General features: G+C 76.7%; 7 protein-coding genes. 3 read left to right on the forward strand and 4 right to left on the reverse strand.

The features are described 5' to 3' along the window. The first annotated feature begins 2 nt into the window (after positions 1 to 2). On the forward strand, positions 3 to 2,906 hold the full coding sequence (locus ABZX85_RS40515) for a BTAD domain-containing putative transcriptional regulator (protein ID WP_355880962.1): 2,904 nt from the start codon (positions 3 to 5) through the stop codon (positions 2,904 to 2,906). Here the strand turns inward: ABZX85_RS40515 and ABZX85_RS40520 are convergent. Then, complete coding sequence (locus ABZX85_RS40520; protein WP_355880865.1) at positions 2,903 to 3,589, reverse strand: NUDIX domain-containing protein; 687 nt, start codon at positions 3,587 to 3,589, stop codon at positions 2,903 to 2,905. The two genes, ABZX85_RS40515 and ABZX85_RS40520, sit on opposite strands and share 4 nt — an antisense overlap. 49 nt (positions 3,590 to 3,638) lie before the next feature. Between ABZX85_RS40520 and ABZX85_RS40525 the strand changes: the two genes are divergently transcribed. Continuing rightward, complete coding sequence (locus tag ABZX85_RS40525) at positions 3,639 to 4,397, forward strand: DeoR/GlpR family DNA-binding transcription regulator (RefSeq protein WP_355880868.1); 759 nt, start codon at positions 3,639 to 3,641, stop codon at positions 4,395 to 4,397. Between the two features lie 61 nt (positions 4,398 to 4,458). On the opposite strand, the gene ABZX85_RS40530 is transcribed toward ABZX85_RS40525, so the two are convergent. The 3 genes from ABZX85_RS40530 to ABZX85_RS40540 form a co-directional block, all read right to left on the reverse strand. Further along, positions 4,459 to 5,745: an MFS transporter gene (locus ABZX85_RS40530; RefSeq protein ID WP_355880871.1), complete on the reverse strand. Its 1,287-nt coding sequence runs from the start codon at positions 5,743 to 5,745 to the stop codon at positions 4,459 to 4,461. An 89-nt stretch (positions 5,746 to 5,834) separates the two neighbouring features. Further along, positions 5,835 to 6,818, reverse strand: coding sequence for a DJ-1/PfpI family protein (locus ABZX85_RS40535; protein ID WP_355880874.1), 984 nt, complete (start codon positions 6,816 to 6,818; stop codon positions 5,835 to 5,837). Between the two features lie 118 nt (positions 6,819 to 6,936). Next, the gene (locus ABZX85_RS40540; protein WP_355880877.1) at positions 6,937 to 9,705 is read right to left on the reverse strand and encodes a LuxR C-terminal-related transcriptional regulator; all 2,769 of its coding nucleotides are present in this window, start codon (positions 9,703 to 9,705) and stop codon (positions 6,937 to 6,939) included. A 269-nt stretch (positions 9,706 to 9,974) separates the two neighbouring features. Between ABZX85_RS40540 and ABZX85_RS40545 the strand changes: the two genes are divergently transcribed. Beyond that, the gene (locus ABZX85_RS40545) at positions 9,975 to 12,935 is read left to right on the forward strand and encodes an AAA family ATPase (protein ID WP_355880880.1); all 2,961 of its coding nucleotides are present in this window, start codon (positions 9,975 to 9,977) and stop codon (positions 12,933 to 12,935) included. Positions 12,936 to 13,045: the final 110 nt, after the last annotated feature.

Here is a 13,045-nt window from a genome sequence, read left to right on the forward strand (position 1 = left end):
CGATGCGGTTCGAGGTCCTGGGAGCGGTACGCGTACGGCGCGACGGCGTCGAGGCGGAGCTCGGCGCGGCGCAACAGCGGCTGCTGCTGGCGCAGTTGATGGCGCACGCGGGGCGGCCGGTGCCGATGGAGGAGCTCCAGTACGCGCTGTGGGGCGAGTCCCCGCCCGCCTCGCCGGCCAACGCGGTGTACCGGCACATCGGTGTGCTGCGCCGGCTCCTGGAACCGCGTCTGCCGCTGCGGGCGCCGGGGCGGTGGCTGGTGCGGGACGCGGGCGGCTACCGGCTGAACGCCTGCCCGGACTCCCTGGACCTGCTGCGGTTCCGGGAGCTGGTGCGGCGGGCCCGCGAGGAGGGGGTGCGGGGGACGGCGGGGGCCGTGCCGCTCCTGGTGGAGGCGCTGGGGCTGCGGACGGGGCCGGTGGCCACCGGGGTGCCGGTGGAGGCGCGGGCGCATCCCGCGTTCGACGCGCTGGAGCGGGAGTATCTGGCGGTGCTGAAGGAGGCGGCGGACGTGGCGCTGTCGGTGGGTGCGGGCGGGCGGCTGCTGGCCGTGCTGCACCTGGCGGCGGGCGAGCATCCGCTGGACGAGCCGTTGCAGGCGCGGCTCGTGCGGGCGCTCGCGGCGACGGGCCAGCGGGCGGCGGCGCTGGGCACCTGGCAGCGGGTGCGGGAGCGGCTCGTGGCGGAGCTGGGCGTGGGGCCGGGGAGCGAACTGCGGGCGGCGCGGCGGGAGGTGCTGCGCGAGGCGGTCCGGGCGGGTGGCGAGGAGCGGGCGCTGCCGGAGCGCCCGACGCTCGTGCCCGACCCACCGGACGACGGCCCGTCGGCGGCCGACGGCTCCGCGTACGTCCGTCCCGCCCAGCTCCCGGCGGATCTCGCCGCGTTCGCGGGCCGGCGGGCCGAGCTGGACGTCCTGCGCGGTGCGGCGCTGTCGGCGCAGGAGACGGCGGCGACCCGGATCGCGGTGGTGAGCGGGATGGGCGGGATCGGGAAGTCGGCGCTGGCCGTGCGGTGGGCGCACGGCGTCGCCGACCGCTTCCCGGACGGGCAGTTGTACACGGACCTGCGCGGTTTCGACCCGGGCGGGGAGCCGGCGGACCCGGGGCAGGTGCTGCGCGGTTTCCTGGAGGCGCTCGGTGTGCCCGCGGGGCGCATACCGGACCGGGTGGAGGCGCAGGCGGGGCTGTACCGGAGCGTGCTGGCGCGGCGCAGGGTGCTGCTGGTGCTGGACAACGCGCGGGACGCCGAGCAGGTGCGCCCGCTGCTGCCGGGCAGCCCCGGCTGTCTGGTCGTCGTCACCAGCCGGGACCGGCTCACCGGGCTGGTGACGGCCGAGGGCGCCCGCCCGCTGGTGCTGGACCGGCTGCCGGCCGGCGAGGCACGTGAGGTGCTGGCCCGCAGGCTGGGCGAGGACCGGGTGCGGGCCGAGCCGGGGGCCGTCGAGGAGATCGTCGCCCGGTGTGCGGGGCTGCCGCTGGCCCTGGCCGTCGTCGCGACGCGGGCCGCCGCCCGCCCGCACTTCCCGCTCGCCGCGATCGCCGCCGACCTGCGCACGGCCCAGGGCGGACTGGACGCGTTCACCGACGCCGACCCCGCCGGGGACGTACGCGCGGTGCTGTCCTGGTCGTACCGGGCGCTGAGCCCGGGGGCGGCCCGGCTGCTGCGGCTGCTGTCCCTGCACCCGGGCCCGGACGTCACGCTGCCCGCCGCGACGGCCCTCGCGGGCGACGAACCCGGCGAAGTCCGCGCCCACCTCGCCGAGCTGACGCGCGCCCACCTCCTCACCGAGCACACGCCGGGCCGGTATGTCTGCCACGACCTGCTCGGCGCGTACGCGGCCGAGCGCACCGCGCGAGACGACTCGCCGGAGGTGCGGGAGGCGGCCGTACGGCGGCTCCTGGACCACTGTCTGCACAGCGCGCACGCGGCGGGCGCCGTCCACGCGCCGTTCTGGCGGCTGTGCCCGCCGCCGGCCGCCGTGCCGGGGGCACGACCCGAGTCGTTCACGGACGACGCGGGGGCGCTGCGCTGGTACGCGGCGGAGGCGCGGGTGCTGGCGGCCGTCGCGCGGCGGGCGCTGGCGCGCGGGGACCACGCTCATGTGTGGGGGCTCGCGTGGGCGTTGGAGCGGTTCATGGACCGGCGGGGCCACTGGCACGACGGGGCCGCGCTCCAGCGCGCCGGCCTCGACGCGGCCGTCCGCTGCGGCCACCGCGTCGCACAGGCCCACCTCCACCGCGCCCTGGCCCGCGCCTCGGCCCGCCTGGAGCGGTACGACGACGCGCGCGCCCACATCCGGCGCTCCCTCGCCCTGTTCACGGAGCTGGGCGACCGTCTGGGCCTCGCGCACGCGCACCGCTGTCACGGCTGGCTCCTGGACCGGCTCGGCGCCTACGACGCGGCGCTCGACGCGGTGGGCCGCGCCCTCGCCCTGTACCGCGAGGTGGACGACCGGGCGGCGCAGACGGGCGCCCTGCACGCGCTGGGCCGCACGCACGTCCGGCGGGGCGAACACCGCAGGGCCGCCGCCTGTTTCGAGGAGTCCCTGGTCGGTCTCACCCGCCTCCCCGTGGTCACCCGGTACGCCGAGGCGGGCGCCTGGGACAGCCTGGGGGTGGCCCGGCATCACCTGGGCGAGCACGCGCGGGCGATCACCGCGTACCAGTGCGCGCTGCGCCTGTACCGCGAGGCCGGGGACCGGTCCGGGGAGGCGGGCACCCTGTGCCGCCTGGGCGACACGTATCTGACGACCGGTGACCCGGGCGCCGCCCGCACGGTGTGGGAGCGCTCCGCGCACTTCCTGGTGCGCACCGACCCGACGGCCGCCGCCGAGCTGCGCACCCGTCTCCTGGCCCTGGGGGACGCGGTCCCCGCACCCCGGCTGGCCCTGGTGCGCGACGCCTAGCGGGCGAACGGGCCGTTCAGGGCGGCCCACTGGAGCAGCAGGATGGTCTTGCCGTCGGTGATGCGGCCGTCGTGGGCCATGGCGAGGGCCTCGGTGAAGGGAAGGTCGAGGACCTCGATGTCCTCGCCCTCCTCCTCCAGTCCGCCGCCCGCCTCGGTGAGGTCGGCGGCGGTGTAGGGGGCCGCGTAGAAGTGGAGGCGTTCGGTGACGGAGCCGGGGCTCATGTAGGCGTCGAGGACGTGCGTGAGGGGGCCGAGGGTGACGCCGAGTTCCTCGGCGGCCTCGCGGCGGACGGCGGTGAGAGGGGTGTCGTCGTCGAGGAGTCCGGCGGCGGCCTCGATGAGCATGCCGTCCGGGTGGTCGTTGACGTAGGCGGGGTAGCGGAACTGGCGGGTGAGCAGGACCCGGCCGCGTCCGGTGTCGTGGGGCAGGACGACGGCGCCGTTGCCCCGGTCGTACGTCTCCCGCTGCTGGGTGGTCCAGCGGCCGTCGCGGCGGCGGTAGTCGAAGGTCGTGCGGCGCAGGACGTGCCAGCCCTGGGAGGTGAGTTCGACCCGCTGGACGACGACGTCGGGGTTGCGGTCGAGGCCGTGGCCCGCCCGGTCGAGGCCGGTGCGCCCTCGGTGGTCGGGGGTGTCGACGCCGGGGCCGGTCGCGGGGAGGTGTGTCGGGCTGTCGTTCATGACGCGCTACGATACATGCAGAAACGTGCAAGAACAGGAGAGAGTGCGGATGCTGGCTGCCGAACGGCGTGACCACCTGCTGGGGCTGCTCGCCCGCGACGGCAAGATCGTCGCGAAGGACGTCGCCGCCGGCCTGGGGATCTCCGAGGACAGCGTCCGGCGCGACCTGCGCGATCTCGCGGCGGAGGGGCTGTGCCAGCGGGTCTACGGCGGGGCGCTGCCGGTCTCTCCGGCCGTCGTGGACTACGCGGCGCGGCAGAGCGTGGCGGCGGACGGCAAGCGGAAGGTCGCCCGGGTGGCCGCCGGGCTGGTGCGGCCGGGGAGCGCGCTGATCCTGGACGGCGGGACCACCGCGCTCGCCGTCGCCCGCGCGCTCCCGGCGGATCTGGGGTGCACGGTGATCACCCACAGCCCGACCGTCGCGTCGGCGCTGCTCGGCCATCCACTGGCCGAGGTGTTCCTGCTCGGCGGGCGGCTCTTCAAGCACTCGGCGGTCGCCTGCGGGGCCGCCGCCGTGGAGGCCGCCCAGAACGTCTCGGCCGACGTGTGTCTCCTCGGCGTCACCGGCGTCCACCCCGAGGCGGGCCTGACCACCGGTGACGCGGAGGAGGCCGCGATGAAACGGGCCCTCGCCTCGCGGGCCGCCGACACGTACGTCCTCGCCTCCTCGGAGAAGATCGGCACCGCCTCCCGGTTCCGGGTGCTGCCCTGGGAGGCGGTCAGCGGGGTGATCACCGACTGTCCGGCCGAGGGGCCGGTGCTGGGCGAGTTGACGGCGCGGGGGGTGCGGGTGCTGTCGGCGGGCTGACGGGGACTTCGCGCGGTGGGTCGGCGTGGAGCGGGCCCGGTCGGCGCGTGCCAGGGGGCGATCACCCGGCGCGCTCCCCCGCCGCCGCAGGCTCGTGCGTGCCGGGTGCCTTGTCCACGACGCCGATCGTGCCGTCGGGGAGGCGCTGGACTGAGCGGACGCCGGGGAGCAGGTTGAGCAGGGCGCAGGGGGTGCCGATGAGGGCCGCCGCCAGCAGCAACGTCGTGCGGGTGCCGAGGAGTTCGGCGGCCGGCGCGGCTGCGGCGTACCCGGCGGGCATGGCGATCAGGGAGATCGTCCAGTCGAGGGAGCTGACGCGGGCCAGCAGTGCCGCGGGGAAGAGCTGCTGCTGGGTCGTCGCGAGGACCTCGCCGACGAGCGCGGTCATCGCGAAGGCGACGGCGACACCGAGCGCGAGGGCGTACAGCGGGGCGGGCGGGGCGAGGAGGGACAGGGGGGCGACGCCGGCGAGGGCCGCCGCGTTGGTGGTGACCAGGGGGCGGCGCGGGCGGTAGCGCAGCGCGGCCAGCCCACCGGCGATCGAGCCGGCCGAGCCGGCGACCATGACGGCGCTCCAGGCGATGGCCCCGCCGTGGCCCCGGTCCAGCACGACCGGTCCCAGGACGAAGAAGAACGCGAGGCAGAAGTTCCACACCCCCCAGCACAGCAGGTTGGCCAGGTACCAGCGGCGCCCGGCCACCGCCCGCCAGCCGTCCCGCAGATCGGCGAAGAAACGCTGCTTCCCCGGCCGTCGTGCCTGCCCGCGCAGTTCCATACGGGAGACCAGCGCGAGACTCAGCAGGAAACTCGCGGCGTTGACGGCCATCGCGGCACCGGGTCCGGAGACCGCGAGCAGCAGGGCGGCCAGCGCGGGGCCGAGGACCTTGGCGGTGCTGTCGGTGAGACCGAGGAGGGCGTTGGCGGGTTGCAGCCGTCCGGCGTCGACGAGTTCGGGCACGACCGCCCGGGACGCCGGGGTGAAGAAGGCGAAGGCGATGCCGGCGACCGTGTAGACGGCGGCGAACTCCGGGACCGACACCCGGTCCGCGAGGATCATCACGGCGAGCAGCCCGTAGCAGACCGCCTGGACGGCGTCCGTCGCCATCAGCACGAACCTGCGGGACAGCCGGTCCGCCCAGACCCCGCCCACCGGCAGCGTCACCACCTGACCGATCGCGTGGCAGGTGAGCACCGTGCCGACGTCCCCGGCGCCGCCGCCCGAGCGCAGGACGGCGAACACCACGGTCACCGGGATCAGGGCGCTGCCCAGGGCGGAGACGCCGCGCGCGATCCACAGGAGCCGGTAGGGACGGTCCCGCAGGGTGGCGAGCGAGGGGTACGAGGGCATGGTCGGGCTTTCTGTACGGGGAGGGTGACGGGGTTTCCGGGCAGGGGTCAGCGCCGCCGCGCCCGGAAGCCGCCAGCGGGAGGGGTGGGTCAGACGGTCGTGCGGAACCGGCGCCGGTAGGCCGCCGGGGTCGTGCCGAGCTGTCTGCGCAGGGCGCGGTGGAGGGTCTCCACGGAGCCGAGTCCGCAGGCGGCGGCGATCCGGTCGAGGGGCTGGTCGGTGGTCTCCAGGAGCCGGCGGGCCGCCTCCACCCGCACGGCCTCGACGTACGCGCCGGCGGTGGTGCCGGTCTCCTGGCGGAAGACCCGCGCGAAGTGCCGTTCGCTCAGGCACATGCGGGACGCGAGGGCGGCGGCGGAGAGGTCGCCGTCGAGGTGGTCGACGATGAACATCCGCAGGGCGTCGATGTCGCGGCGGGCCGCGGGCGGGCGGCTCAGCGGGACCGAGACCTGGCTCTGGCCGCCCTGCCGCCTGACGTACACGACCAGTTGCCGGGCCACCGTCAGCGCGGTCTCCTCGCCCAGGTCCTCGGCGACCAGCGCGAGCGCGAGGTCCATGCCGGAGCCGATCCCGGCGCCGGTCCACACGCTGCCGCAGCGCACGAAGACGGGGTCCGGGTCGACGGTCACCTCAGGGTGGTCGGCGGCGAGCCGCTCCGCCGCCGACCAGTGCGTCGTCACCGTCCTGCCGTCGAGGAGTCCGGCGGCGGCCAGCAGATGCGCGCCGGTGCACACCGACACGACCCGGCCGGCCTGCGGGGCGGTCTTCGCGATCCAGGCGACGACGTGGTCGTTCCCTCTCACGTCCCGCTCCCCGGGGGCCGGTTCGACGGCGCCGGGGATCAGCAGCGTGTCCAGGACGCCGTCCACCTCGTCGAAGGCCAGGTCCGCAACAAGCCGTGGCCCCGCCGACGTCCGCACCTCACCCCGGGTGCGTCCCGCGAGTTCGACCCGGTAGCCCGCCGCTCCCCCGGTCTCCCGGTCGGCCAGCGCGAAGACCTCGGCGGGGCCGGTGACGTCGAGGAGGTCGACGCCGGGGAAGACCGCGACGACGACGCGGCGGGTGGTGGGCATGGGTCCATCCTGGCGAGCGGGACCGGTGGCGGCAATGACGGTGTCCTGTCAGATCCGGACACGCGACGGCATCCCGGTGCGCCTCCCGGCATCCCGTTCGGCGTGCCCTCGCCGGCCGCTACTTCGCGGCCCGCAGCAGGTCCGAGAGGGCGATCCGGGAGGACACCTCCAGCTTGCGGTAGATGCGGGCGAGGTGGGTCTCGACCGTGCGGGGGCTCAGGAAGAGGCGTTCGGCGATCTGCCGGGTGCGCAGGCCCGAGGCCGCGAGTCCGGCGATCTCGCGTTCGCGGTCGCTGAGGAGGTGGAGGGGGCCGGCGGAGGGGGCGGGGAGCGCGGCGCGGACCTGCGCCGACCGTTCCTGGACGAGGAGGGCGGAGCAGCGGCGGGCGACGGTGTCGGCGGTGTCGAGGTGGCCGAGGGCGGCGGCGGGGCCGTGTGCCTCGTGGCAGGAGGGGGCGCCGGTGACGAGTGTCCAGGCGTACTGGACGGGCATGTCGGCCTGCCGGAACGCGTCGGCGGCGAGGGCGAACAGCTTGGCCGCCGCGTCGTGTTCGCCGTCGGCCGCGTGGAGCCGGGCGCGGGCGCAGCGGACGTGGGCCTCCTGGACGGGCAGCCCGAGCCGTCCGGCCTCGGTCTCGGCGTCGGCCACCAGCCGGCCCGCCTCCTCGCGGTCCCCGCACTCCAGGGTGGCGGTGACGAGCAGGGAGAGCAGGAAGGGCCGGGAGAAGGGCCGCACGCGGGGCAGCCGTTCGCCGGTGCCGTGGGCGAGGAGGGTGCGCCGGCAGCCCGCCGGGTCCCCGGCGAGGAGGCGGGCCTGGGCGAGGAGTCCGGCCGCCGAGGCGGTCCACCAGCTGTGGTCGAGCGGGGCGGTGCCGGTCGTCTCCTCGGCGAGCGCGAGCGCCTCCTCGGCGCGGCGGGCGCCCCGGGACCAGACGAGGGTGGTGGCGCGGACGGCGCGGGCGAGGACGACGGCGGGCTGGACACCCAGGGAGTGGGCGACGTCCTCGACCTGCCGGGCGTGCCGCTGGGAGGCGTCGAGGCGGCCGGTCCACTGTTCGGCGACGGCGAGGCCGAGCAACCGGTGCAGCAGGACGGGCCGTTGGGCGCCGGAGGGGGTGGCGGTCAGTCCCCGGCTGAGGTGGCGGGCGGCGTCCGTGAACCGTTCGAGGTAGAGCTCGGCGCTGCCGAGGAGGGCCAGCGTCTCGGGGGTGCGCCCGGCGAGCGGGTCGGGGAGGGCGTCGACGAGGGCGGCGCAGCGGGCCGCGTCGGCGCTCGCCCGGTCGAGGTCGCCGGCGTGGGTGGCGCACAGGACGTCGAGGACCCGCAGCACGGCTTCGGCGCCCTCGGTGCCGTCCTGGGCGCGGACCGCCTCGCGGATGAGGGCGCGGGCCTGTTCGTGGGTGCCGCGCAGGACGTGGACGAGCCCGTACTCGACGATCGCCTCGGCGACCTCCGCGGGCAGCGGGCTGGGCAGGGGGCTGGGCAGGAGGTCGCGGGCGCCGCCGATGATGGCGGCGGCCTCCGGGTAGCGGCCGAGCTGCCGTTCGGCGTGGGCGCAGACGGTCCGTGCCTGGAGCGCCTCCCCCGCACTGAGCGCGGTGTCGGGGCGGCCCAGCAGGTCGTGGGCGAGGGTGCGGGCCTCGTCGAGCCGGCCGGCGGCGATCAGCGCGCGGCAGCGGGCCAGTTCCAGGCCGGTGCGGGCGGCGGCGTCGGGCAGGGCCTCCAGGGCGAGCCTGAGCCAGTTCGCGGCGGTCCCGGGTTCCTGGGCGACGATGTCGGCGGCGCCGTCGGCGAGGGCGCGGACGGCGCGGGCGGCGTCAGCGCCGAGGAGGTGTTCGGCGTGCCGGGCGCGTTGACGGGCCCGGCCGCCTCGGGCGGTGAGGAGGTCCAGGGCGCGGCGGTGGGCGCGCAGCCGGAAGGAGACGCCGGCTCGTTCGTGGACGACGTGGCCGACCACGGGGTGGCGGAAGGCGAGGCCGCCTTTGCGGTCGGCGGGGCGGACGAGGTCGGCGCGCTCCAGTTCGGCGAGGGTGTCGAGGGTGTCGTCGAGGTCGCGTTCGCAGACGTGGGCGAGGTCCTCGGGGCGGAAGGGGCTGCCGATGACGGCGGCCGACGAGGCGGTGAGGACGGCGGCCGGGGTGAGCGCCTCCACTTCGGCGATGAGCGGTTTCGCCTCGCGCAGGAGGGCTGCGGTGTCGGGGCCGGGGGTGTCCGGTCCGTGGTCGGGGTGCCAGCCGGAGGCGGCGAGGAGGCGCAGGTGGAAGGGGTTGCCGTCGGCGGCGGCGCACAGGCGGGCGGCGTCGTCCGGTTCGCGCGGGGTGGCGTCGTGGCGGGCGAGGAGGGCGGCTGCGGCCCGGGCGTCGAGGGGGCCGGGTTCGAGGCGGGTGACGCGGCCGGCCCGTACGCCGTCCTCCAGGGCTTCCAGGAGGACGGACGGGGTCTGTGCGGGGCGGTGGGCGAGGGCGAGGAGGAAGGGGCCGGGGGTCACGGAGCGGACGAGGCGGACGACGGCCGCCGTCGACCGGGGGTCGCACCAGTGGAGGTCGTCGAGGATCAGTACGCATCCCGCCGCCCACCGGTCGGGCCGGTCGGGGAGTTCGGCGGACGGCTGGGACAGCCGCCGTTCCTCCCAGGCGTCGTGGAGGACCTGGAGCGGGCGGGTGTTCCCCCGGACGGCGTGGGCGCGGACGGCGGGGACTCCCCGGCGGGCGGCGAGTTCGACGAGTGCCGTCGTCAGCCGGGTCTTGCCGATGCCCGGGGCGCCGGTGATCTCCACGACGGAGCCCCGGCCTTCGCGCAGTGCCTCCACGGCGTGGGTGAGCAGGGCGAGTTCGGCCTCGCGCCCGAAAGGGCCCCCTTCGGCGGCCGGTACGGACACAGCGCTCATGATCGCCCCCCTGTCACAGCAACCATACAGAAGATCACCACGCTCCCCGATTCGCCGAGGTAGGTCAGGGAATGTCCCACTCGTCGATGATCTGCCGGAGTCCGCCGTCGGCCTCGGCGCCGAGCAGCGCCATGAGGGGCAGCCGGTCCGCCGGGACAGGCGGCAAGCGGTTACGTACCGCGCTTACGTGGTTTACCGGACAGATCCGGGCCCGACCCGGATGAAAGCCTCGGTGTCACAGTCGACCACTGTCGCGAGGGAGCACGCCGTTGGACCGCGCACGGGCAGCCGGCCCCGGTGATCCCCTCGTCGGGAGGGAGGGGGAGACCGGGCGGCTGCGGCAGATCCTCACGGACGGGACGCACCCGGGGCCCTGGCTGGTGGAGGTCTCGGGAGACCCCGGTATCGGCAAGACCCGCCTGCTGGCCGAGTGGACCGCCCTGGCCGGGCACGCCGGACGGGCCGTCCTCTCGGGCCGGGCGCCCACGGCACCCGGCGCCCAGCCCTTCGCCCTGTTCCGCGCCCCCGTCGTCCGTGCCCTGGATCTCCCGGGCACGGCGAGGGCCCTCCCACCGGAGGAACGCGCCCTCCTCCTGCGGCACTTCACGGACGGCGAGACCACCGAAGGCGACCAGGACGCCCTGTCCCGGAGCATCATCACCCTCCTGTGGGCCGCCGCGAGCGCCACCCGTCTGACGCTCTGCCTGGACGACGTCCACCGGGCCGACACCGACTCCCTCGCCCTGCTGGCCCACCTCCTGCGCCGCCCCCGCCCCCGCACCCCGCTGATCCTCGTCTGCGCCTACCGCCCCCGGTCGGCCCCCGCCGCGCTCACCGCGAGCCTCGCGGACGCCGACGCGGGCTACCGCGTGGACCGCCTCCGCCTCGGCCCCCTCCCGCGCGGCGGCGTCGACGACCTCGTCGGCCGCGCGCTCGCCCCCGCGCACCGGCGCCTCCTGCACGACGCCGCCGAGGGCAACCCCTTCCACCTGCGCGTCCTCTCCCAGGCCCCCGCCCCGTTCGCTCCCCCGGGCGGTGTCACCCCCTGGGTCCTCCCCGACGACGCGCTCATGACGGCGGCCTCCGCGCTGGCCGCCGAACTCGGCGCCCTGGACGACGGGGAACACGAGGTGCTGCGCGCCGCCGCCGTCCTGGGCGAGACGTTCGACCCCGTCCACCTCCCCGCGCTGACCGGCCACGACCCGGCGGTGACCGCCCGCGCCCTGGACCGGCTGATCGCCCTGGACCTGGTCCGCGCCGACCACGCGGACGGCCGGACGTGCCGGCTCCGCCATCCCGTCCTGCGCACGGTCGTGTACCACCACGCCCCGCACGGCCGGCGGCGGACCGCGCATCTGCGGGCCGACCTGGTCCTGCGGGCGTCGGGAGCGCCCGCGGCCCAACGGGCGCCGCACGTCTCGCGGTACGCGGAGCCGGGCGACCAGGACGCCGTGCGGCTCCTCGCGGAGGCCGCCGACGAGGTGCGGGCGAGCGCTCCGGAGGCGGCGGTGTCCTGGCTGCGGACGGCGCTGAGCCTGAACCGGGAGGAGGACGGGGACGGGCTGCGGGTGCGGCTGACGGCGTCGCTGGCCCGTGCGCTGGGGGCGCTCGGGCGGCTGACGGAGTGCCGGGAGCTGCTGCGGCGGGTTCCGGAGCCGGCCGAGGGGGTGGTGACGCGGGCGGACGTCGAACTCGTCGTGTTCCGGGCCGTGGTGGAGCGCCATCTCGGGAACTACGCGGGCGCGCAGGCCCTGTTGACGAGTGGCCTCGGGCGTATCCCCCAGGGCACCGCCGACCGCCTGGAGTCGAGCGGCCCGCTGCGGCTGGAACTGGCCACGGTGAGTCTTCTGCGCACGGAGTTCTCCCGTGCGCGGGAGCTGGCCGAGGGGGTGTTGCGGGAGGCGCGGGCCGGACGGCACCGGGCGCTGCGGACGGCTGCCGCCGTCCGGCTCACGCACTGCGGGGCCTTCGCGGGGGACGTCACCCCGCTGCTGGGCCGGGGGCGGGAGGCGGGCGCGCTGGTGGACTCGACGCGGGACACCGACCTCCTCGCGCAGTTGGACACGGTCGCGCAGCTCGGGTGGGCGGAGACGCTCGCCGAGCGGCATCACGACGCGCTGCGGCACACGGCGCGCGGTATCCGGCTCGCGCAGGGGTCGGGGCAGTTGTTCGTCCTGCCGTATCTGCGGCTCGCGCACGCCTACGCGAGTGTGAGTGTCGGGCGGCTCACCGACGCGGCGCGGTCGGCCGAGGAGGCGGAGGAGGACGCGCGGCGGATGGAGCGGCCGGCGCTCCTGGGGTTCGCGCTGGCGCTACGGGCATGGGCGGCCTCGCCGGTGGACGGGCCCGACGCGGCGGCGGCGGTCGCGGAGCGGGCGGTGCAGGAGGTGGGGGCGGGCGGCAGGCTGTGGGGCGTGACCGCCGGGGTGCTGGCGGGGGTGCGGCTGGGGCAGGGGCGGGCCGTGGAGTGTCTGGCGCTGACGCGGTCGGCGATGGAGCACGACCGGCATCCCGGGACGGCGCGGTGCGTGCGGCCGATGTGGTGGGCGCTGGGGGCGCGGGCCGCGGCGGCTCTGGGGGACCGCGCGGAGGCGGCCGAGTGGGCGCGGAAGGCGGCGCGGGACGCGGAGTCGCTGGATCTGCCGGGTCAGCGCGGGCACGCCGCGCTGGCCCGCGCGCACAGCGTCCCGGACCCGGTCGGCCCGCTGGAGGAGGCGGTGGCCGGGTTCCGTACCGCCGGGCTGGTCCTCATGGAGTGCCGGGCGAGACTGCTCCTCGCGGACGCGCTGACCCTGCCCGGGCGGGGTGGGCCGGCGGGGCGACAGGGGCGGGGGCGGACGCGGGAGCCCGCGCGGGAACAGGTGTGGGGGCCCGCGCGGGAACAAGCATCGGGGCTCGCGTGGGAGCAGGCGCTGGAGCACGTCAACCGGGCGAAGTCCCTCGCGGACGCCTTCGGGGCGCACCACCTCTACCGGGAGGCGGTCGACGTGCAGCGCCGGCTGGGCGCGCGCCGCCCCCGCACGGCCGCGCGGACTCCGCTGCCGGACATGTCCGAACGCGAGCTGGAGATCACCCGCATGGTCGCCCTCGGTCTGTCCAACAACGACATCGCCCGCACCCTCGTCGTCTCCCCCAAGACGATCGAGGCCCACCTCACGCGCATCTTCCGCAAGGCCGGGGTCCGCTCACGCGCCGCGCTCGCCGCCACCCTGCCGCAGCCGCTGCTCTGACCGACGGGGCGGTATCGGCTGCAAGCGTTTCCAGCAATGGCCGAACATCCACGCCGGACAGACGCGGACGGTGTCCGTCCCGCTCCCGTGAACCGCCTTCTCCCGTAAGC

The sequence above is a fragment of the Streptomyces sp. NPDC004539 genome, from assembly GCF_040610055.1.
Lineage (GTDB): Bacteria > Actinomycetota > Actinomycetes > Streptomycetales > Streptomycetaceae > Streptomyces.